The following is a 21,457-nucleotide window of genomic DNA, read 5'->3' as shown; positions in this document are numbered from 1 at the left end:
GATATATCTACGAAAGAATCGGGACGAACAGCCCGATCGCACGCCGACCCAGTACACCGATCGGCCCGAGTCAGTTCACCTTCCGTTCATCCAGGTTGCCTACGGTCGCCGAGCCACTGACGCCAAACAGAAGCCTGGGTAAATGGAGCACATAACGCTTCTCCTCGGGATCGTGATCATCACCGCTCTCGTGTTCGACTTCACGAACGGTTTCCACGACACAGCCAACGCGATGGCGACCACCATCTCGACCGGCGCCCTCAAGCCCAAGACGGCGGTGGCCATGTCCGCCGTGCTCAACCTCGTCGGCGCGTTCATGTCCGTGGAGGTCGCCAAGACGATCTCCAAGGGCCTGGTCAACGAGGAAGGCATCCAGCCAGAAGTGATCTTCGCCGCCCTGGTCGGCGCGATCCTCTGGAACCTCGTCACCTGGCTGGTCGGACTGCCCTCCAGCTCCTCCCACGCCCTGATGGGCGGCCTCATCGGTGCCGCGGTCGCCTCCGCCGGCATCGACGCCGTCAACGGCAGCGTGGTCGTCACCAAGGTGCTCATCCCCGCGATCGCCGCGCCGATCGTGGCCGGTGTGGCCGCGATGCTCGCCGCCAAGGTCACGTACAGGCTGGGCGGCAAGGTCGGCGAGAAGACCGCCACCAAGGGCTACCGCGCCGGTCAGATCGCCTCGGCCGGTCTCGTCTCCCTGGCCCACGGCACCAACGACGCGCAGAAGACGATGGGCATCATCACGCTGGCGCTTGTCGCCGGCGGCGCCCTCTCCCCCGGCTCCAACCCGCCGGTCTGGGTCATCGTCTCCGCCGGCATGGCCATCGCCATGGGCACCTACCTGGGCGGCTGGCGCATCATCCGCACCATGGGCAAGGGCCTGACCGACCTGCAGCCGCAGCAGGGCTTCGCCGCCCAGACCTCGGCCGCCAGCGTCATCCTGGCCTCCTCCTCCCTCGGCTTCTCCCTCTCCACCACCCACGCGTGCTCCGGCGCCGTCATGGGTGCGGGCCTGGGCCGCAAGGGCGGCGTGGTCCGCTGGTCCACCGCCACCCGCATGTTCATCGCCTGGGGCCTGACCCTGCCGGCCGCCGCCCTCGTCGCCTCCGGCGCCGAGTTGGTCATGCGCACCGGTGACGTCGGCGTCGCCGCCGTCGCGGTCTTCCTGGTCGCCGCCTGCGCCGCCATCTGGTTCATCTCCCGCCGCCAGGTCGTCGACCACCACAACGTCAACGACGTGCAGCCGGCCGGCGCCGAGGAGCCGGGTGTCGTCACCACGGCCATGGCCGCCGTCGCCGTCCCGCCCACCGCGGCCGCCGGCACCACCGCCGCCGTGACCGACGAGGACCTCAAGGCCACCATCCCGGCCGCGACGGCTCCGGCGGCTCCGGCCGCCGCGGTCTGACCGGGACACCGAGACACACAGAGGAACGGCAGTATGAAGATCGACTGGGCAGCACTCGGCTCCGTCTTCGGGGTGAGCCTCTCCGCCACCGTCGCGCTCGTGGCCCTGTTCACCCTGGGTCTGGTGGGCCTCTCCAAGCACGAGACCGCCACCGAGCAGGGCGGCACCGCCACCCTCGCCCGCAGCGGTGCCTACGCCTGCTTCGCGCTCGTCGCGGCGGCCGTGGGCTACGGGATCTACCTGATCGTCTCGTAACCGCGGGACACCACGTGTGAACGCTCCCTCCGGGTTCCTCCCGGGGGGAGTTTTCGCGTACCCCGCCGCAGGTCAACGGCGAGTTGACGGGCGTTCGCGGTGCGTGGTGGACTGCCCGAGCCAATACGGCGGCATGGAGAGGAAGTCCGGTGCGAATCCGGCGCGGTCCCGCCACTGTCACCGGGGAGCACGCCCACGTGCGACCCGGGAGCCAGGAACTCTCGCCGCCGGACACGTCGAACCAGGGCGCGGACCCTGAGTGAGGACATACCTGCCACCATGCGTGCCGACCGCGTCTTCGCGTACGGCGTCACGGCGGGCCTGATCGGCGACCGGATCCTCGGGGATCCGCGCCGAGGGCACCCCGTGGCCGCCTTCGGACGAGCCGCCGCCGCCGTCGAGGGCGCCCTGTGGCGCGACGACCGCGCCCGGGGCGCCCTGCACACCCTGATCTGCGCCGGGGGCGCGGCCGCCGTCGGCGCGCTGGGCGCCCGCGCCGTGCGCTCCCGGCCCGCGGCCGCCCGTATCGCACTGACCGCCGCCGCCACCTGGGCCGTCGTGGGCGGCACCTCGCTCGGCCGCGAGGCCCGCGCCATCGGCGGCGCGCTCGCCGCCGGTGACACCGAAGTGGCCCGGGAGCGGCTGCCCCACCTGTGCGGGCGCGACCCGCAGGCCCTGGACGAGCAGCAGATGGCCCGTGCCGTCGTGGAGTCCGTCGCGGAGAACACCTCCGACGCGGTGGTCGGGGCCCTGGTGTGGGGCGCCGTCGCCGGCGTGCCCGGGCTGCTGGCCTTCCGCGCCGTGAACACCCTGGACGCGATGGTCGGCCACAAGTCCCCCCGCCACCTGCGCTACGGCTGGGCCTCCGCCCGCCTCGACGACGTGGCGGGCTGGCCCGGGGCCCGGCTGACCGCGCTGGCCGCCGTCCTGGCCGGACCGGACCGCCGGGGGGCGGTCCGTGCCTGGCGGGCCGACGCCGCCCGGCACCCGAGCCCGAACGCCGGGCCCGTGGAGGCCTCCTTCGCGGGGGCACTGGGCGTACGGCTGGGCGGAACCCTGGCCTACGGCGGGCGCGTCGAGCACCGGGCGGTGCTCAACGGCGCGGCCGGACGCCCGGTGGAGGTCGCGGACATCGAGCGGGCCGTACGGCTGTCGCGGCAGGTCACCTGGCTGGCCCTGGGAGCCTGTGTGGCGGCCCGGGCGCTGGTCTCCCGTACGAGGAGGGGAAAGGCATGAGCGGCACGAAGCGCGGCGGCGGACTGCTGGTCGCGGGCACCACGTCGGACGCGGGCAAGAGCGTGGTCACGGCGGGCATCTGCCGCTGGCTGTCCCGGCAGGGCGTGAAGGTGGCGCCCTTCAAGGCGCAGAACATGTCACTGAACTCCTTCGTGACGCGCGAGGGCGCCGAGATCGGGCGCGCGCAGGCCATGCAGGCCCAGGCCGCCCGGGTGGAGCCGACCGCGCTGATGAACCCGGTGCTGCTCAAGCCCGGCAGCGACCGCAGCAGCCAGGTGGTGCTGCTGGGCAAGCCGGTCGGCGAGATGAGCGCCCGCGGCTACCACGGGGGCCGTCAGGAGCAGCTCCTCGGCATCGTCACGGACTGCCTGGAGCAGCTGCGGGGCACGTATGACGCCGTGATCTGCGAGGGGGCGGGCAGTCCGGCCGAGATCAACCTGCGCCGGACCGACATCGTGAACATGGGCATCGCGCGGGCCGCGCGGTTCCCGGTGGTCGTGGTCGGGGACATCGACCGGGGCGGGGTCTTCGCGTCGTTCTTCGGCACGACGGCGCTGCTGTCCCCGGAGGACCAGTCGCTGATCGCGGGGTACGTGGTCAACAAGTTCCGCGGCGACGTCTCGCTGCTGGAGCCCGGCATGGAGATGCTGCGCGGCATGACCGGGCGGGCGACGTACGGCGTCCTGCCCTTCCGGCACGGGCTCGGCATCGACGAGGAGGACGGGCTCCGGGTCTCCCTGCGGGGAGCGGTACGGGAGTCCGTGGTGGCCCCGCCGCTCGGCGAGGACGTGCTGCGGGTCGCCGTGTGCGCGGTCCCGCTGATGTCGAACTTCACGGACGTCGACGCGCTCGCGGCGGAGCCGGGGGTCGTGGTGCGGTTCGTGGACCGGGCCGAGGAACTCGCCGACGCGGACCTGGTCGTCGTACCCGGTACGCGGGGCACGGTGAAGGCGCTGGAGTGGCTGCGGGAGCGGGGGCTCGCGGACGCGCTGGCGCGGCGGGCCGCCGAGGGGCGGCCGGTGCTCGGCATCTGCGGCGGCTTCCAGGTGCTCGGCGAGCACATCGAGGACGAGGTCGAGTCCCGGGCGGGCTCGGTGGACGGCCTCGGCCTGCTGCCGGTCCGGATCCGCTTCGAGCGGGAGAAGACCCTGGCGCGGCCGGAGGGTTCGGCGCTGGGCGAGGAGGTTTCGGGGTACGAGATCCACCACGGGGTGGCCGAGGTCCTGGGCGGGGAGCCGTTCCTGGACGGCTGCCGGGTCGGGGCCGTGTGGGGCACGCACTGGCACGGCTCGCTGGAGTCGGACGGCTTCCGCCGGGCGTTCCTCCGTGAGGTCGCGGCGGCCGCCGGCCGCCGCTTCGTCCCGGCACCGGACACGTCGTTCTCCGCGCTGCGGGAGGAACAGCTGGACCTGCTGGGCGACTTGATCGCGGAGCACGCCGACACGGATGGCCTGCTGCGGCTGATCGAGTCCGGCGCCCCGGCGGGCCTCCCGTTCCTCCCCCCGGGTGCGCCGTGACACCCCGTGGAGAACTGCCCGCCGCGCCCGGCCGGACGCACCGCGACGCCACACGCCTCACGCGCACTCGTACCGAAGGAGTGAGCAACGCTTGGCTTCCTCCCTTCCCTCAAAGGAAGGGGATTCCCACCCTCGCGGGTGAGGTTTCCTGCTTCACCGCGGACCGCCCCGACCGAGAGGAGGACTCCCGTTGAGGTCTGACACCCGCTCCACAGGCAGCAACCGCCAGCCCGGCGGCCAGAAGATTCACAGCGGCGTTCCCGTCCCGATCATGGGCCGTCCCGCAGCTCGCACACGTCCACTCACGGACGTTGAGGGGCATCTTGTCGGCGAGGGCCCCGCAAGCCGAGCACAGGTGCGTGCTGGGGAACCACCGGTCCACGGTGATCAGCTCCCGCCCGTACCAGGCCGCCTTGTACTCCAGCATGGATCTCAGCTCACGCCAGGCCGCACCCGAGATGGCGCGGGCGAGCTTGTGGTTCTTGAGCATGTTGCGGACGGTGAGGTCCTCGATCACGAGCGTTTGGTTTTCGCGCACGAGTCGAGTCGTCAGTTTGTGCAGGTAATCCCTGCGGCGGTCCGCGATCCGCGCGTGGATCCCAGCCACACGGGTGCGGGCCTTCGCCCGGTTCTTGCTGCCCTTCTCCTTCCGCGACAGTGCCCGCTGAGCACGGACGAGGCGTTCGCGGTCCCTGTGCTCGTGCTTCGGGTTGCCGATCTTCTCACCAGTCGAGAGAGTGGCCAGGGTCGTCAGCCCGACGTCAATGGCCACCGTGCTGGTCGTGACAGGCATCGGGGTGGGAATGTCCTCACACAGCAGGGACACGAACCAGCGCCCGGCACTGTCACGGGAGACAGTGACAGTTGTCGGCTGCAAGCCTGCGGGCAGGGGCCGGGACCGGACGATGTCCAGCGGCTCCGCCATCTTGGCCAGCGTCAGCTGGCCAAGGGCGTAGCGAAACGCGCTGCGCGTGTACTCGGCCGAGGCGTGTGCCTTCCGCTTCGACTTGAAACGGGGGTACTTCGCGCGCTTCCCCCAGAACCCGACGAACGCCGCCTGCAGGTGGCGCAGCGCCTGCTGAAGCGGAACCGAGGACACCATTGCGAGATAAGCGAGTTCCTCGGTTTTCTTCCAGGCCGTGAGCATCACGGAAGTCTGCCCGTACCCCACCCTCGCCCTGCTCGCCGTCCACGCCTCGGTCCGCGCAACGAGGGCCATGTTGTAGACCTTCCGCACGCACCCGAACGTCCTCGACAGCTCAGCTGCCTGCGCGTCGGTCGGATAGAAGCGGTACCTGAACGCCCGCTTCACAGAAGAAGCAGCCCCCACGTCCCAGACGCTAGGGGCGGTCAAGACACGAACACAAGCCCAGGTCACAGCATCACGCAGCGGCACTCCGCCGCTGCCCGGCTCCGAGCCGCGGATGCAGTTCCTCCCCCGGCTGAAGCCGAGGGTTTCCACGCAAGGAGATTGGGATGAGCACGCCCTACCCGTTCACCGCAGTGGTCGGCCAGACCGACCTGCGGCTGGCGCTCCTGCTCAACGCCGTGAGCCCGGCGGTCGGCGGCGTCCTCGTGCGCGGTGAGAAGGGGACCGCCAAGTCCACCGCCGTGCGCGCGCTGTCGGCGCTGCTGCCGCAGGTGGACGTCGTGCCCGGGTGCCGGTTCAGCTGCGCCCCGGCCGCGCCGGACCCGGCCTGCCCCGACGGCCCGCACGAGCCCGGCCCGGGACAGGCACGGCCCGCCCGCATGGTGGAGCTGCCCGTCGGCGCCTCCGAGGACCGGCTCGTCGGGGCGCTCGACATCGAACGGGCCCTCGCGGAAGGCGTGAAGGCCTTCGAGCCCGGGCTGCTCGCCGACGCCCACCGGGGGATCCTCTACGTGGACGAGGTCAACCTCCTCCACGACCACCTGATCGACCTGCTGCTCGACGCCGCCGCCATGGGCGCCTCGTACGTGGAGCGCGAGGGCGTGTCCGTCCGGCACGCCGCCCGGTTCCTGCTCGTCGGAACGATGAACCCCGAGGAGGGCGAGCTGCGGCCGCAGCTCCTGGACCGCTTCGGGCTGACCGTCGAGGTCGCCGCCTCCCGCGAGCCCGCCCAGCGGGTGGAGGTCGTACGCCGCCGGCTCTCCTACGAGGACGACCCGGCCGGTTTCGCGGCCCGGTTCGCCGATGACGAACGGGACGTACGGGCCCGGGTGGTGGCCGCCCGGGCCCTGCTCCCGCAGGTGGCGCTCGGCGACACCGCGCTGCTGCAGATCGCCGCGACGTGCGCCGGCTTCGAGGTCGACGGCATGCGGGCCGACATCGTGATGGCCCGGACCGCGACCGCGCTGGCCGCCTGGGCCGGGCGGACCTCCGTACGGAAGGAGGACGTACGGCAGGCCGCCCTGCTGGCGCTCCCCCACCGGCGCCGCCGCAACCCGTTCGACGCGCCGGGCCTGGACGAGGACAAGCTGGACGAGATCCTGGACCGGTTCGAGGACGAGGAGCCGGAGCCCGAGCCGGAGCCGGACAACGGGCCCGACCCGGAACCGGAGGGCCCGGACGACGACGGCGGCGGCCCCGAGGGGGGCGGCGTACCCCCGCAGGGCGGACCCGAGGGCGGCGGCCCCGCGGAGAGCACCGAGGCCCCCTCGCAGGCACCGGAGCAGCCCGCGCAGCCCGAGGCCCCGCAGCCCTCCGCCCAAGGGGCCGGCGGGCCCGAACAGGCCGCCGTACAGGCCTCCGAGCCGTTCCGTACCAGGATGCTGAGCGTGCCGGGGCTCGGCGAGGGCGCCGCCGGGCGGCGTTCGCGCGCCCGCACCGCCCACGGCCGGACCACCGGCGCCCAGCGCCCCCGCGGCCACCTCGGCAAGCTGCACCTGGCGGCCACCGTGCACGCGGCCGCCCCGCACCAGAAGGTGCGCGGGCGCAGCGGGCCCGGCCTGGTGATCCGCAAGGACGACCTGCGCCAGGCCACGCGGGAGGGCCGCGAGGGCAACCTCGTCCTGTTCGTCGTCGACGCCTCCGGCTCGATGGCCGCCCGGCAGCGCATGAGCGCGGTCAAGGGCGCCGTGCTGTCGCTGCTCCTCGACGCCTACCAGCGCCGGGACAAGGTCGGCCTGATCACCTTCCGGGGTGCCGCGGCCGAACTGGCGCTGCCGCCCACCTCCTCGGTGGACGCCGCCGCGGCCCGGCTGGAGCGGCTGCCCACCGGCGGCCGCACCCCGCTGGCCGCCGGGCTGCTGAAGGCCCGCGAGGTGCTGCGGATCGAGCGGCTGCGGGATCCGAGCCGGCGCCCGCTTCTCGTCGTCGTCACCGACGGGCGGGCCACCTCGGCCGGGGCCGTCGGAGGGGATCCCCGGGAGCTCTCCGCGCGCAGCGCCCGGCTGCTGGCCGCCGAGGGCATCGCCTCGGTCGTCGTGGACTGCGAGTCCGGGCCGGTCCGGCTGGGGCTGGCCGGGGTGCTCGCCGCCGACCTCGGCGGGCCCGCCGTCACGCTGGACGGGCTGCGGGCCGACTCGCTGGCCGGGCTCGTGAAGAACGTACGTACCGCAGTGACATCCACCGCATCCGACACCAACAGGAGGGCCGCGTAATGCCTCAGGGACAGCCGTCCGTCGTTCCGGACGACGGGCTCACGACGCGCCAGCGCCGCAACCGTCCGCTCGTCTTCGTCCACACCGGTCCCGGCAAGGGCAAGTCCACGGCGGCCTTCGGGCTGGCGCTGCGCGCCTGGAACCAGGGCTGGCCGATCGGGGTGTTCCAGTTCGTCAAGTCGGCGAAGTGGAAGGTCGGCGAGGAGAACGCGCTCAAGGTGCTCGGCGCCTCCGGCGAGGGCGGCTCCGTCGTCTGGCACAAGATGGGCGAGGGCTGGTCCTGGGTCCAGCGGGACGCTCAGCTCGACAACGAGCAGGCGGCCAAGGAGGGCTGGGAGCAGGTCAAGCGCGATCTCGCCGCCGAGACGCACCGGCTGTACGTGCTCGACGAGTTCGCGTACCCGATGCACTGGGGCTGGATCGACGTCGACGAGGTCATCGAGGTGCTGCGGAACCGGCCCGGTACCCAGCACGTGGTGATCACGGGCCGGAACGCGCCCGAGAAGCTGGTGGAGTTCGCGGACCTGGTCACGGAGATGACCAAGGTCAAGCACCCGATGGACGCCGGCCAGAAGGGCCAGAAGGGCATCGAGTGGTGACCTCGTCCCTGTTCAACGTGCCTCGGCTGGTCATCGCCGCGCCGTCCTCCGGCAGCGGCAAGACCACCGTGGCCACGGGTCTGATGGCGGCCTTCTCGGAGCGCGGCCTGGCCGTGTCCCCGCACAAGGCCGGGCCCGACTACATCGACCCCGGCTACCACGCGCTGGCCACCGGCCGGCCGGGCCGCAACCTGGACGCCTTCATGTGCGGGCCGGAGCTGGTCGCTCCGCTGTTCGCGCACGGGGCGTCCGGGTGCGACCTGGCGGTCGTCGAGGGCGTGATGGGCCTGTACGACGGGGCCGCGGGCCGGGGTGAACTGGCGTCGACGGCGCAGGTGGCGAAGCTGCTGCGGGCGCCGGTGGTGCTGGTCGTCGACGCCTCGTCGCAGTCGCGTTCGGTGGCTGCGCTGGTGCACGGCTTCGCGTCCTTCGACCCGCAGGTGCGGCTGGGGGGCGTGATCCTGAACAAGGTCGGCTCCGACCGGCACGAGGCGATGCTGCGGGAGGCGCTGGAGGAGGCGGGGATGCCGGTGCTCGGCGTCCTGCGGCGGGCTCCGCAGGTGGCGGCGCCGTCGCGGCACCTGGGCCTGGTGCCGGTCGCCGAGCGGCGGGCCGACGCGCTGGCCGCGGTCGCGGCCCTCGCCGACCAGGTCCGCCAGGGGTGCGACCTGGACGCGCTGCTGGCCCTGGCCCGCACGGCCCCGGCGCTGACCTGCGAGGCCTGGTCTCCGGCCACTGCGCTGACGCGCAGCCGGGGCTCCGCCCCGGACCCCGCTCCTCAAACGCCGGAGGGGCTGGAATTGCCCTCCGGGCAGTCCAGTCTTGCGGACGGACGGCCGCAGCCACATCCAGCCTCGCCGGCGTTTGAGGCGCGGGGTCTGGGGCGGAGCCCCAGTCGGCGACCGGTGGTCGCAGTGGCCGGCGGGGCCGCGTTCACGTTCTCGTACGCCGAGCACGCGGAGCTGCTCACCGCCGCCGGGGCGGAGGTCGTCACCTTCGACCCGCTCCGGGACGCGGCCCTGCCGGCCGGCACCACCGGCCTGGTGATCGGCGGCGGGTTCCCCGAGGTGTACGCGCCCGAACTGTCCGCCAACGCACCGCTCCGCAAGGCCGTGGCCGCCTTCGCCGCGGCCGGCGGCCCGGTGGCCGCCGAGTGCGCCGGGCTGCTGTACCTGGCCCGCTCCCTGGACGGGAAGCCCATGTGCGGGGTGCTCGACGCCGACGCCCGGATGTCGGAGCGCCTCACCCTCGGCTACCGCGAGGCCGTGGCGGTGTCCGACAGCGCGCTCGCCCCCGCCGGGACCCGGCTGCGCGGGCACGAGTTCCACCGGACGGTGATCGAGCCCGGCGCCGGCAGCGCCCCCGCGTGGGGGTTCACGCATCCGGAACGCCGCGTCGAGGGCTTCGTACAGCAGGGGGTGCACGCCAGCTACCTGCACACGCACTGGGCGGCGGAGCCGTCCGTCGCCCTCCGCTTCGTCGAGGCGGCGGCGGCCCGGCCGTGAGATCAGTCCGCGAGGCCCACCACGAGCCAGATCCCGGCCACCCCGCCCACCGTGCACATCAGCGTGGACAGGGCGGGGTGCCGGTGGTGGGCCTCGGGCAGGATCTCGGCGGCCGCCAGGTACAGCAGCACCCCGCCGAAGAAGCCGAGGTACGCGCCGAGCGGTTCCTCCGGAAGGGTGAACAGCAGAGTGGACGCCGCGCCGACCACCGGTGCGGCGGCGTCCGCGAAGAGCATCAGCAGGGCCTTGCGGCGGGCGTTCCCGTAGAGCCTGGTGAGGGTGTACGTGTTGAACCCGTCGGCGAAGTCGTGGGTGATGACGGCCAGCGCCACGGCGACGCCCATGCCCCCGCCGACCTGGAAGGCCGCGCCCAGCGCCACGCCGTCGGCGAGGCTGTGGCCGACCATGGCCGCGGCGGCCGTCAGCCCGACCTGCGGGACGCGGGCGCCGTTCTCGGCGCCGTGCGCGGCCTGACGCACGGCCAGGACGCGTTCCACGACGTGCGTGACGAGGAAGCCGGCCACGAAGAGCAGCAGGGCGAGGGGGACGCCGAAGACCTCTCCGCCCGCCGCGTGGAGGGCCTCCGGGAGCAGGTCGAGGCCGACGACGCCGAGCATGAGCCCGCCGGCCAGGCCCAGCACGAGGTGGCGGCGGTCGGTGACGCGTTGCGCCGTCCATCCGCCCGCCAGGGTCATCAGGAACGCGCCCAACGCCACCATCACGGCCATGTGCCCCTGAATACCGACTCCTCGCGCCGCGCGCACTTCCGCGCGCGGGTGGCCTGTGTCGGACTGTTGACGACGGATACGACCGGCACGACTGGCACGACTGACCGATGACGGTGACTACGGAGGGAGGACCCCCGGTGGGCGAGTACGACACGCAGCTGGTGGTCGGGGTCGGCGGACGCGCGGGGGTTTCCGTGGCGGAGGTCTGCGCCCTGGTCGAGGAGACGCTGCGGGGGGCCGGGCTGGCCTCCGGGGCGGTGACGGCGCTGGCCACGGTGGACTCGAAGGCGGGCGAATCGGGGCTGACGGGCGCGGCGGAACGTTTCGGCGTGCCCCTCCTCAGCTACCCCGCCCAGCAGCTGGCCGCGATCACGGTGCCGCACCCCTCGGACGCGGCCCGGTCCGCCACCGGAACGCCCTCGGTGGCGGAGGCCGCGGCGCTCGCGGGCGGCGGGGAACTCCTCGTGCCGAAGCGCCGGTCGGTGGCGGCGACCTGCGCGGTGGCCACGGCCCAGGCGCACGACCTGCGGCACCACGGGGACGCGGAGGTGATGGACGCGGGCTCGGCGCTGGTGGACCTCGCGGTCAACGTACGGGCGGACACTCCCCCGGAGTGGCTCAAGCAGCGGATCGCCGCCTCCCTCGGGGACCTCTCGGCGTACCCCGACGGCCGGTCGGCCCGCGCGGCGGTCGCGGATCGGCACGGGCTGCCGGTCGAGCGGGTGCTTCTGACGGCCGGGGCGGCGGAGGCCTTCGTGCTGATCGCGCGGGCCCTGGGTGCCGTACGGCCGGTCGTGGTGCACCCGCAGTTCACCGAGCCGGAGGCGGCCCTGCGGGATGCCGGGCACCGGGTGGAGCGGGTGGTGCTGCGGGCGTCGGACGGTTTCCGCCTCGATCCGGCGGCGGTGCCGGAGGACGCGGACCTGGTGGTGGTCGGCAATCCGACCAACCCGACGTCGGTCCTGCACCCGGCGGCGACGCTGGCCGCGCTGGCGCGGCCGGGGCGGATCCTGGTCGTGGACGAGGCGTTCATGGACGCCGTGCCCGGCGAGCGGGAGGCCCTCGCGGGGCGGATGGACGTGCCGGGGCTGGTGGTGCTGCGGAGCCTGACGAAGACGTGGGGGCTGGCGGGGCTGCGGATCGGCTACGTGCTGGCCGAGCCGGAGGTCATCGCGAAGCTGGCGGCGGCGCAGCCGTTGTGGCCGGTGTCCACGCCGGCGCTGGTCGCGGCGGAGGCCTGTGTGGCTCCGGCGGCGCTGGCCGAGGCGGAGGCCGCCGCGGGGCGGATCGCGGCGGACCGGGCGCATCTGCTGGCCGGGCTCGCCGAGTTCGAGGAGGTCACGGTCGTCGGGGTGGCGGAGGGGCCGTTCGTCCTGATCCAGGTGCCGGGCGGGGCGGAGGTCCGCACCCGGCTGCGCGCGCTGGGCTTCGCGGTGCGGCGGGGGGACACGTTCCCGGGGCTGGACCACTCCTGGCTGCGGCTCGCGGTCCGCGACCGGGCTACTACGGGGCGGCTGCTGCAGGCCCTGGACCACGCCCTTGCGCTGGCCGGGCGTTGACGGTGCCGGGGCGCTGGCCGCGCGGCGGTGTGGGGCCGGCGCTGGGGACGGGGTGGGGTGTCGTCCGGGACGGGCTTCGATGTTCGGCGCCCTGTCCGAACCTGTTCTGCCGAGCGGGAGCGTGCGCCGAATTCATCTCGTTTTAGTCCCGGCCGACACCCCACCCCGTCCCCACCCCCGGCCAACCCAGCCCCTCCGGCGTTTGAGGAGCGGGGTCTGGGGCGGAGCCCCGGGGGGTTCAGCCCGTCCGGCGTTTGAGGACCGGGTCCGGGCGGAGCCCGGGGAACGGGGGAAGGGCGGGTAGGGGACCGCTCCGCGCAGCGGCACCACGATCCCCCGGATGGCCTACCTACGATGGCTACGGGGGCGGGGGCGGGCAAGGATCCCCGCATCGGTACACGACATCGGGGGTTGGGAATGAAGGCATCCGTCAAGATGGGTGCGGCCCTGGCCGGGCTGGCCCTCGTGGGCGGGGGCATCGTCGCCGGGATGCGGTTTACCGACGGCGGGGCCGCCGAGCAGCGGTTCCAGGGCAAGCCTGCGCAGAGGGAGAGCGTCGCGGCGCCGGGGCAACCGTTCACGCTCGTGGCCACCGGCGACATCATCCCGTACCCCTCGATCGTCCAACGCTCGGCGGACGACGCCGGCAAGAGCGGGGAGTACGACTTCCGGAAGATACTGGCCGGGGTCAAACCCCTGGTCTCCGCCGCCGACCTGGCGATATGCCATCACGAGATACCGTACGGGCGGCCCGGCGGCCCCTACACCGGCTATCCGACCTTCAAGGCCCCGCACCAACTGGCCGACGCCCTCAAGGACGCCGGGTACGACAGCTGTTCCACCGCCTCGAACCACACCCTGGACGACGGCTACGAGGGCCTCACCCGCACCCTGGAGCACCTCGACCGCGTCGGCGTCCGGCACGTCGGCTCGGCCCGCAGCGCGGAGGAGGCCAAGGCCCCGGCCCTGCTCTCGGCCGGCGGTGCGAGCGTCGCCCAGCTCTCGTACACGTACGGCACGAACGGCATTCCGCTCCCCCAGGACAGGCCGTGGGCCGTCAACCTGATCGACGAGGACCGGATCATCGCCGACGCCCGTGCCGCGCGGGCGGCCGGCGCGAACGTGGTGGCGGTGAGCGTCCACTGGGGGACCGAGTGGCAGACCGCGCCCGATGAGCAGCAGCGCGAGCTGGCGCAGGCGTTGACCGCCTCCCGCGCCGCCGACGGCCTCCCCGACATCGATCTGATCATCGGCACGCACAACCACGTTCCGCAGCCCTACGAGAAGATCAACGGAACCTGGGTCGTCTTCGGCATGGGCGACCAGGTCGCCAGTTTCGTGCCGGCCGACAAGCTGCGCGGCAACCAGTCGTCCATCCCCCGTTTCACCTTCGCCCCGGCGGCGGCCCACACGGGCCGCTGGGAGGTGGTCAAGGCCGAATTCCTCACGCAGTACTCGGACATGGGGCCGCCGTTCCGTGTCGTCTGCGCCTCCTGCGCGGCCACCGACAGCACGCTCCCGGCCGCCAAGCGGAGCGAGTACGCCCGGATCGACGAGCAGGTCAGCGCCGCCGTGCTGTCGCGGGGTGCGGCCGCGCAGGGCCTGGAGCACGCCGCCCGCTGAGCACTCCCCTCCGTGTGCTCCTCGGGCGGCGCCCCCCGCGGTGCTACGAGGCCCTGCCCCGCCGGGACACGACGAGTGCGGCCGCCCCGATCCCGAGCAGGACCAGCGCGCCGCCCGCGACGTACGGGGTCAGCGAACCCCCGCCGGTCTCCGCCAGGTTGGCATCGGTGGTGATGCCGGTCCCGGTCCCGGTCTGGGGCTTGACGTCCGGCTTCGCGGACGGGGACGGCGCCGGGCCGGTCGGGGACTCGCAGTGCGCCTCGGCGAGGACGACCTCGCCCTCGACCTGCGCCACGCCCAGGTTCAGCGGGTTCACCGACACCTTGAGGCGGAGCGCGGCCGCGGCGGCCGTGGTGGAGGTGGTCTGCGTACCGGACAGCTCCAGGCTGACCACGCCGACGCCCGGAACCTCCAGCTTGGTGGGGCCGCCCGCCGACAGCGTGATCTTCTTGCCGAGCGCGGTCACCGTGCCGAGGACGTTCGCGCTGGCGACCGGCTGCTTGCCCGCCTCGCAGACGGCCTTGGAGGTGACCTTCTCCACCTCGATGAGCGAGAGCGCCGGCAGGCCCGGCACGTGCACCCGGGCCTTGGCGAGGTTGGCCTCGGCCTCGGCGCGGGTCTTGTCCGCGGTCGCCTTGGAGGTGGCCACGTCGGCGCGGAGCACGCTGACGGGCGCGCCTCCCTCGACCCCGTCCAGGGTGACGGTCAGCGCCGTCTTCTCGGCGGCGGACGCCGGGGCGGTGACCTCGTTGAGGGTCGCCTTCAGCGGGATGTGCACGGTCTTGTTGAGCAGGCCGACGTCCAGTCCGGTGCGCAGGACGACGGCGCCGGCCCTGCCCTCGCTCCCCGCGCCGGGGCCGCCCGTGGCGAGGGCGGGCGGCGCGGTGAGCAGGGCTACCGCTCCCGTGGCGAGCAGGACGGCCGCGGGCATGCGGAAGGTGTTGCTGTTCAAGTTGGTGGAACCCCCGGGGAGATGGGTGCCGTCGCGGCGCCGATGGGGGACACCGCGCGCGTCGACGGCTTCGTCCCCGGAATCTTTACGCACTGTGAGTGAACGGGCGGCAACCTGACGTGAGTTCACCCCAAAGGGTGGTTTCCACGCATGTATTCGATTTTCTTCACCTCACGCGTCCCGTGAGTGTCCTTCTGTCGCTGCGACGTTTGATTCGGCTGCCCGCGCGGTCGTCTACAACGACCGACCGGCCGCAGATGTCACGCGGCGTCAACATGCCGACGCGGCGGCGGGAGCGCGGGCGCTCAGGCCCGGACCGTGCCGTTCACGACGACGCGCAGCGGCTGCGCGAGAGCCCGTACGTCCTCGCGCGGATCGGCGGCGTAGACCACGAGGTCCGCCGGCGCCCCCTCGGTCAGGCCCGGCCTGCCGAGCCAGGCGCGTGCCGCCCAGGCCGTCGCCGAGAGCGCGTCCAGCGGCGGGATCCCGGCCTTCACCAGCTCCGCCACCTCCGCCGCGACCAGGCCGTGCGGCAGGGAACCTCCCGCGTCGGTGCCGACGTACACCTGGATGCCCGCGTCGTAGGCGGCCCGGACGGTGTCGTACCGCTTCTCGTGGAGCCGGCGCATGTGCGCCGACCAGTCCGGGAACTTCGCCTCGCCGCCCGCCGCCAGCTTCGGGAACGTCGCGGTGTTCACGAGCGTCGGGACGATCGCCACCCCGCGCTCCGCGAAGAGGGGGATGGTGTCCTCGGTCAGGCCGGTCGCGTGCTCGATGCAGTCGATGCCCGCCTCCACCAGGTCGCGCAGCGAGTCCTCGGCGAAGCAGTGCGCCGTCACCCGGGCGCCCAGCCGGTGCGCCTCCGCGATGGCCGCCTCGACCTCGGCGCGCGGCCAGCAGGCGGCCAGGTCGCCGACCTCGCGGTCGATCCAGTCGCCGACCAGCTTCACCCAGCCGTCGCCCCGCCGCGCCTCGCGGCCCACGTACGCGACGAGGTCGGCGGGCTCGATCTCGTGCGCGTAGTTGCGGATGTAGCGGCGGGTGCGCGCGATGTGCCGGCCGGCCCGGATGATCTTCGGCAGGTCCTCGCGGTCGTCGATCCAGCGGGTGTCGGAGGGCGATCCGGCGTCGCGGATGAGGAGGGTGCCCGCGTCCCGGTCGGTCAGGGCCTGGCGCTCGGCGGTCGCGGCGTCGACCGGGCCGTGGGAATCGAGGCCCACGTGGCAGTGCGCGTCGACCAGTCCGGGCAGGGCCCAGCCGGCCACGGTGGTGACCTCGCGGGCGGTGCTCGGGCGCTCGTAGGAGATCCGCCCCCCGACCACCCAGAGCTCGTCGCGGACCTCGTCGGGCCCGACGAGCACCCGCCCCTTCACGTGCAGCACGTCGCCCGCGCGGCTCACATCGCTCACATCGCTCATGGCGGCACTGTACGTGCGGGCTCGGTACGCTCGGGCGGGTAACCCCGGACGAAGAGAGCACCACCGTGACCCACCCCCTGCTGGACCTCCCGCCGCTCACCGCGGAGCGCTTCGCGTCGATCGAGCAGGGGGTCGCGGACCTCCTCGCCACCCGGCAGGACGTGGTGATCACCCAGGGCGAGGCGCTGCTGCCGCTGGAGGGGTGCATCCGGTCGGGCGCCCGGCCCGGTTCGACGGCGCTGAACGTCGTCACCGGCCCCTACGGGACCACCTTCGGCAACTGGCTGCGCGACTGCGGTGCCACCGTGGTGGACCTGGCGGTCCCCTTCGACACGGCGGTGACGGCGGAGCAGGTGGCGCGGGCTCTGGCCGAACGCCCGGAGATCGACTTCGTCTCGCTGGTCCACGCGGAGGCGGCGACCGGCAACACGAACCCGGTGGCGGAGATCGGCGAGGTCGTACGGGCCCACGAGGCGCTGTTCATGCTGGACGCGGTGGCTTCGGTGGGCGCGGAGCCGCTGCTGCCGGACGCGTGGGGCGTGGACCTGTGCGTGATCGGCGCGCAGAAGGCGATGGGCGGCCCGGCGGGCGTCTCGGCGGTGTCGGTGTCGGAGCGGGCGTGGGACCGGTTCGCGCAGAACCCGGCGGCCCCGCGCCGCTCGTACCTCTCGCTGCTGGACTGGAAGGAACGCTGGATCGACGGCGGGCGCACGACGCTGCTGCACGCCCCGGCGCAGCTGGAGATGCTGGCGCTGGAGGCGTGTCTGGACCGGATCGCGGCGGAGGGGCTGTCGTCGGTGACGGCCCGCCACGCGGCCGCGGCGGCGGCGACCCGCGCGGGTGCGGCGGAGCTCGGGATCGCCCCGTTCGTGGGCCGGGCGTCGGAGGCGGCGCCGGTGGCCACCACCCTGCGGGTCGCCGACGCCTCGACGGTGGTGGCCAAGGCCCTGGCGGCGGACCCGGCGGCTCCGCTCGCCGCGGGCGGCGGCGCGCTCGCGCAGGAGATGGTGCGGGTCAACCACTTCGGCACGGCGGCCTCGCCGGCCGTGGTCCGGGCCTCCCTGACGGCCCTCGCGGCGGCCCTGGGGGCCGAGCCCGGCGCGGCGCTGGCCGCGGCGGACGCGGCCTGGGCGGCGGCCGGCCGGGGCTAACCCCCGTCCCAGCCCGTCAGGACAGGGCGTCGAGCAGCCGGTCCACGTCCGCCTCGGTGGTGTAGAGGTGGAACGAGGCCCGCAGGGCGCCCGCGCGGGCGGAGGTGACGATGCCGGCCGCCTGCAGGGCGGGCTGCCGGCCGGCGAGCCCGGGCACCGAGACGATGGCCGCCGCGCCGGGCACCGGTTCGTGGCCGAGGCGGGCGAGCCCGGCCCGGTAGCGGGCGGCCAGGGCGGTGTCGTGCGCGTGGACCGCCTCGATGCCGATCCGCTCCAGCAGGTCCAGCGAGGCCTCGGCCGCGTGGTAGGCGAGGAAGGCCGGGGACTCGTCGAACCGGCGTGCGTCGTGGGCGAGTTCCGGCATGGGCCCGTAGGTGGCGTCCCACATGGACCGTGCCGCCACCCACCCGGCGTGCAGCGGGGTCAGGGTGTGCTGGGCCTCCTCCGACACGGTCAGGTACGAGGCGCCGCGGGATCCGAGCAGCCACTTGTACCCGGCGGTGACCGTGTACTCGTACGGGGAGGCGTCGAAGGGCAGCCAGCCCGCCGCCTGCGTGGCGTCCACCAGCATCCGGGCGCCGTGCGCGGTGGTCGCCGCGCGTACGGCGGCGAGGTCGGCCATGCGGCCGTCGGCGGACTGCACGGCGCTCAGCGAGACGAGTGCGGTGTCGGGGCCGACGGCCTCGGCGAGGGATTCCAGCGGTGCGAAGCGGACCTTGAGGTCGCCCCGCAGCAGGAACGGGTTGATCACGGAGGCGAAGTCGCCCTCCGGGCAGAGGACTTCGGCGCCGGCCGGGAGCGAGGCGGAGACGAGGCCGACGTGGGTGGCCACGGCCGAGCCGACGGCGACCCGTGCGGTGTCGACGCCGACGAGCCGGGCGAAGGCGGCCCGGGCGCGGTTCACCCGGTCGAAGTCGCCGAATCCGGCGGGGATCGCGGCCCCCGCCGCCTCGGCCAGCTCCCGTACGGCGGCGACCGTGGAGCGTGGGAGCACCCCGTAGTTGGCGGTGTTGAGGTAGGTGGTGGAGTGGGTGAACTCGGCACGGGCCGCTTCGGCGAGTGGAAGATCCATGCCTACCACTCTGCTCCGACAAGGACTCAAAGTCCATTGCCGGGTTTTGCGTGCCGAGCCAAAGAATTACTTATGACTGCGGGACCGCGCACGACCCGTCGGGCTCGCACGCCTCGGCGCCGGCGGCCGGTTCGGTCACCTCGCGCCCGGCCCAGGCCTGCTCCAGGGCGCGGGTGAACACCTCGGCGGGCTGCCCGCCGGAGATCCCGTAGCGGCGGTCGAGGACGAAGAACGGCACGGCGTTGGCGCCCAGTTCGGCGGCCTCGCGCTCGTCGGCCCGGACCTGGTCGGCGTAGGCGGAATCGTCGGCGAGGACGGCGCGGGCCTCGGCCTCCTCCAGCCCGGCCTCGACGGCGAGCGCGACCAGCACCTCGGGGTCGAAGACGGAGCGCTCCTCACCGAAGTTGGCCCGGTAGGCCAGGTCCAGCAGCTCCTCCTGGCGGCCGCGGGCCCCGGCCAGGTGCAGCAGGCGGTGGATGTCGAAGGTGTTGCCGTGGTCGCGCCCGTCGATGCGGTACTGCAGGCCCTCGGCGCGGGCGGCGTCCGCGACGTGCTCCTCCATGCCGCGCGCCTCCTCGAGGGTGCGGCCGTACTTCCTGGCGAGCATCTCGGTGACGGGCGCGGTGACGCCCTTGGCGGCGTTCGGGTCGAGCTCGAAGGAGCGGAAGACGACCTCCACCTCGTCGCGGTGCGCGAACTCGGCCAGCCCCTTGGCGAAACGGGCCTTGCCGATGTAGCACCAGGGGCAGGCGATGTCGCTCCAGATCTCGACGCGCATGAATCCTTCTTCTCTCCGGGTCCGGGGGGACGAAACAGTTCTCGCTTCAACGACCCGGAGGTCCGTCTCATTCCCCGGACGGCGGGGGCACCTCCAGCCACAGGACGCGGTGGGAGCCGGAGGCGGTGGAATGCGGGTCCGGGAGCCAGCCGTGGGTGGCGTAGAAGGCCTGGGCGCGGAGGTTGTGGGCGTAGACCTCAAGGCGGACCCGGTGGATTCCGGCGCGGCGCCAGGCGTCGAGGCAGGCCGCGTGGAGGGCGGCCCCGGTGCCCTTGCGCCAGTGGACCGGGTCGACGTGGAGCTGGGTGAGGGTGGTCTCGCCGGCCGCGGTGCGGAAGGCGGCGACCCCGGTGAGCTCGCCGTCCTGCTCGGCGCACAGGACCCCGCCGTCGGACTGGGCGCGGGCGACGGCCCGGGACCAGCCCTCGCGGGTACGGGCGAGCTCGGCCGCGCCGCTGTAGGCCTCCTCGGGGATGCGGCCCTTGTAGTAGGTCGCGCGGGCCCGGGCGTGCAGGGCGGCGATCGCGTCGAGGTCGGCGGGGCGCGCGGCTCTGATCATGGAAAGGGGAACGCGCCGGGAACCGTGTCGGTTCCCGGCGCGCCGGCCGCACGGACCGCGTGGCTACTTCTTCAGCCACGCCTCCATCATCTTCTGGGCGATGGGGGCGGCCAGCTTTCCGCCGCCGATCTCGGAGCGGTCGGTGTCGGAGTTCTCGATCACGACGGCGACGGCGACCTGCTTGCCGTTCAGCTTCCCGTACGAGGTGAACCAGGCCAGCGGCGGCAGGCTGTTGTTCACGCCGCGCTGTGCGGTACCGGTCTTGCCGCCCACCTCGGCGCCCGTCACCTGGGCGGGCTTGCCGCCGCCCTCGGTGGCGACCGTGCGCATGGCGTCGCGGAGCATCGAGGCGGTCCGCTCGCTCATGACCTGCTGGGACTTGGTGTCCTTGAAGCTCTCCAGCACGTTGCCTCCGGAGTCGGTGACCTCGGAGACCATGTGCGGGGCGACGAGCTTGCCGCCGTTCTCGATCGCGGCCGTCACCATCGCCATCTGCAGCGGGGTGGCCTGCACGTCGAACTGGCCGATACCCGTCTGCGCGACCTGGTCGACCGACATCTTCTTCGTCGGGTACTTGCTCGGCGGGTTGGTGCGGACCGGGGTGTCGATCTGCGTGTTGAAGCCGAGCTTCTCGGCCATCGCACGCATCTTGTCCTGGCCCAGCCGGTGCGCGAAGTCGGCGAAGACGTTGTTGCAGGAGAGCCTGAGCGCGGTGCGCGGCGAGACGTTGTTGCACATCTCGTCGGGCACTTCGCTCCGGAGCTTGGTCCTGGTGCCGGGGATGGTGTAGTCGCCCGGCACGGAGGTGGTCTGGTCGATCGAGGAGACCAGGCCGTTCTCGATCGCCGCGGCGAGGGTGACCAGCTTGAAGGTGGAGCCGGGGGCCTGCGGCTTGCGCAGGGCCACGTTCTCCATCGCCTTGCCCTGATCGGCGGAGAGCTCCTTCCAGGCCGCCTCGTCGTTGGCGCCCGTGATCCGGCCCGGGTCGAAGGAGGGGTTGTTGACGACGGCGAGGATCTGGCCCGTGGAGGGGTCGATGGCCACGGCGGCCCCCTGCAGGTTCTTGCCCTGGAACGCCTCGTACGCGGCTTTCTGCACGTCCGGGTCGATGGTGGTCAGGACGTTGCCCGGGGCGGCCCGCTTGTCGGTGAGCACGTCCATCATGGTCTTCAGCCGGCTGTCGGAGCCGTTGAGGATGTTCTTGTAGACGCCCTCCAGCATGCTCGTGCCGAAGGCCTGGGAGCTGTAGCCGGTGATCGGCGCGTAGAGCGGGCCGTTGGTGTAGGTCCGCTTGTAGCCGAAGTCCTTGCCGCCCGTCTTGGCCGAGCCGGTGACCGCCTCCCCGCCCACGATGATGTTGCCCAGCGGGTTCTCGTACTGCCCGATGAGGTTCCGCCGGTTGTTCTTGTCGTCTGCGAGGGCCTGGCCTTGGTACGCCTGCACCCAGGTGACACGGACCAGCAGGGCCAGCACCAGAAGCAGACAGAAGACCGACGCACGCCTGATCGTCTTGTTCAT

The 21,457-nt window shown here is 73.3% G+C and carries 18 protein-coding genes and 1 riboswitch; of the genes, 10 read left to right on the top strand and 8 right to left on the bottom strand.

The genetic code is table 11. From position 1 onward, the window contains the following. The first annotated feature begins 142 nt into the window (after positions 1-142). The 4 genes from ACFTXQ_RS25420 (at position 143) to ACFTXQ_RS25405 (ending at position 4,413) form a co-directional block, all read left to right on the top strand. A complete protein-coding gene (locus ACFTXQ_RS25420; RefSeq protein WP_382644512.1) occupies positions 143-1,405 on the top strand; it encodes an anion permease in 1,263 nt (420 codons plus the stop codon). A 33-nt stretch (positions 1,406-1,438) separates the two neighbouring features. Then, entirely contained in the window at positions 1,439-1,660 is a 222-nt protein-coding gene (locus ACFTXQ_RS25415; protein ID WP_382644510.1) for a hypothetical protein, read from the top strand. Positions 1,661-1,797: 137 nt separating this feature from the next. Next, a riboswitch (cobalamin riboswitch) is annotated at positions 1,798-1,881 on the top strand. 58 nt (positions 1,882-1,939) lie between these two features. Then, a complete protein-coding gene (locus ACFTXQ_RS25410; protein ID WP_382644508.1) occupies positions 1,940-2,896 on the top strand; it encodes a cobalamin biosynthesis protein in 957 nt (318 codons plus the stop codon). Next, entirely contained in the window at positions 2,893-4,413 is a 1,521-nt protein-coding gene (locus ACFTXQ_RS25405; RefSeq protein WP_382644506.1) for a cobyric acid synthase, read from the top strand. Before ACFTXQ_RS25410 ends, ACFTXQ_RS25405 begins: the two co-directional genes overlap by 4 nt. A gap of 109 nt (positions 4,414-4,522) precedes the next feature. Here ACFTXQ_RS25405 and ACFTXQ_RS25400 read toward each other — a convergent pair whose 3' ends face one another. After that, a complete protein-coding gene (locus ACFTXQ_RS25400; protein WP_382644505.1) occupies positions 4,523-5,743 on the bottom strand; it encodes an RNA-guided endonuclease InsQ/TnpB family protein in 1,221 nt (406 codons plus the stop codon). A 146-nt stretch (positions 5,744-5,889) separates the two neighbouring features. Between ACFTXQ_RS25400 and ACFTXQ_RS25395 the strand changes: the two genes are divergently transcribed. Genes ACFTXQ_RS25395 through ACFTXQ_RS25385 form a run of 3 tightly spaced genes read left to right on the top strand, consistent with a single transcriptional unit; the run spans position 5,890 to position 10,099 of the window. After that, complete coding sequence (locus ACFTXQ_RS25395) at positions 5,890-7,995, top strand: putative cobaltochelatase (RefSeq protein ID WP_382644503.1); 2,106 nt, start codon at positions 5,890-5,892, stop codon at positions 7,993-7,995. Beyond that, entirely contained in the window at positions 7,995-8,594 is a 600-nt protein-coding gene (gene cobO, locus ACFTXQ_RS25390) for a cob(I)yrinic acid a,c-diamide adenosyltransferase (protein WP_053678569.1), read from the top strand. The genes ACFTXQ_RS25395 and cobO overlap by 1 nt, the downstream gene beginning before the upstream one ends. Before the next feature lie 8 nt (positions 8,595-8,602). After that, positions 8,603-10,099, top strand: a complete 1,497-nt coding sequence (locus ACFTXQ_RS25385; RefSeq protein WP_382644570.1) for a cobyrinate a,c-diamide synthase — start codon at positions 8,603-8,605, stop codon at positions 10,097-10,099. Positions 10,100-10,101: 2 nt separating this feature from the next. On the opposite strand, the gene ACFTXQ_RS25380 is transcribed toward ACFTXQ_RS25385, so the two are convergent. Further along, positions 10,102-10,827 (bottom strand): ZIP family metal transporter, encoded by a 726-nt coding sequence (locus tag ACFTXQ_RS25380; RefSeq protein WP_382644501.1) that lies wholly within the window; start codon positions 10,825-10,827, stop codon positions 10,102-10,104. 107 nt (positions 10,828-10,934) lie between these two features. Here ACFTXQ_RS25380 and cobC point away from each other — a divergent pair, with 107 nt between their 5' ends. Further along, positions 10,935-12,386 (top strand): Rv2231c family pyridoxal phosphate-dependent protein CobC, encoded by a 1,452-nt coding sequence (gene cobC / locus ACFTXQ_RS25375; protein WP_382644499.1) that lies wholly within the window; start codon positions 10,935-10,937, stop codon positions 12,384-12,386. 417 nt (positions 12,387-12,803) lie between these two features. Continuing rightward, the gene (locus tag ACFTXQ_RS25370; RefSeq protein WP_382644497.1) at positions 12,804-14,009 is read left to right on the top strand and encodes a CapA family protein; all 1,206 of its coding nucleotides are present in this window, start codon (positions 12,804-12,806) and stop codon (positions 14,007-14,009) included. A 43-nt stretch (positions 14,010-14,052) separates the two neighbouring features. Here ACFTXQ_RS25370 and ACFTXQ_RS25365 read toward each other — a convergent pair whose 3' ends face one another. Together ACFTXQ_RS25365 and ACFTXQ_RS25360 are read right to left on the bottom strand one after the other, a co-directional pair. Further along, positions 14,053-14,961 carry an SCO1860 family LAETG-anchored protein gene (locus ACFTXQ_RS25365; protein ID WP_382644495.1) on the bottom strand — a complete coding sequence of 303 codons (909 nt, stop codon included), beginning with the start codon at positions 14,959-14,961 and terminating at the stop codon, positions 14,053-14,055. 305 nt (positions 14,962-15,266) lie between these two features. Continuing rightward, positions 15,267-16,379, bottom strand: a complete 1,113-nt coding sequence (locus ACFTXQ_RS25360) for an amidohydrolase family protein (RefSeq protein WP_382644493.1) — start codon at positions 16,377-16,379, stop codon at positions 15,267-15,269. A 65-nt stretch (positions 16,380-16,444) separates the two neighbouring features. On the opposite strand from ACFTXQ_RS25360, the gene ACFTXQ_RS25355 reads away from it, so the two are divergent. Next, the gene (locus tag ACFTXQ_RS25355; RefSeq protein WP_382644491.1) at positions 16,445-17,530 is read left to right on the top strand and encodes a pyridoxal-phosphate-dependent aminotransferase family protein; all 1,086 of its coding nucleotides are present in this window, start codon (positions 16,445-16,447) and stop codon (positions 17,528-17,530) included. A gap of 16 nt (positions 17,531-17,546) precedes the next feature. Here ACFTXQ_RS25355 and ACFTXQ_RS25350 read toward each other — a convergent pair whose 3' ends face one another. The 4 genes from ACFTXQ_RS25350 to ACFTXQ_RS25335 all read right to left on the bottom strand — a co-directional run bounded on the left by ACFTXQ_RS25350 (position 17,547) and on the right by ACFTXQ_RS25335 (position 21,457). Continuing rightward, complete coding sequence (locus tag ACFTXQ_RS25350) at positions 17,547-18,602, bottom strand: aminotransferase class V-fold PLP-dependent enzyme (protein WP_382644489.1); 1,056 nt, start codon at positions 18,600-18,602, stop codon at positions 17,547-17,549. A gap of 70 nt (positions 18,603-18,672) precedes the next feature. Further along, positions 18,673-19,380 (bottom strand): DsbA family oxidoreductase, encoded by a 708-nt coding sequence (locus tag ACFTXQ_RS25345; protein ID WP_382644487.1) that lies wholly within the window; start codon positions 19,378-19,380, stop codon positions 18,673-18,675. 67 nt (positions 19,381-19,447) lie between these two features. After that, positions 19,448-19,939, bottom strand: coding sequence for a GNAT family N-acetyltransferase (locus tag ACFTXQ_RS25340; protein ID WP_382644485.1), 492 nt, complete (start codon positions 19,937-19,939; stop codon positions 19,448-19,450). A gap of 63 nt (positions 19,940-20,002) precedes the next feature. Continuing rightward, positions 20,003-21,457, bottom strand: coding sequence for a peptidoglycan D,D-transpeptidase FtsI family protein (locus ACFTXQ_RS25335; RefSeq protein ID WP_382644482.1), 1,455 nt, complete (start codon positions 21,455-21,457; stop codon positions 20,003-20,005).

It is taken from the genome of Streptomyces sp. NPDC057010 (assembly GCF_042673805.1).
GTDB lineage: Bacteria > Actinomycetota > Actinomycetes > Streptomycetales > Streptomycetaceae > Streptomyces.
The sequence above is the reverse complement of the archived record's forward strand: the minus strand, read 5'-3'. Positions and strand labels throughout refer to the sequence as shown.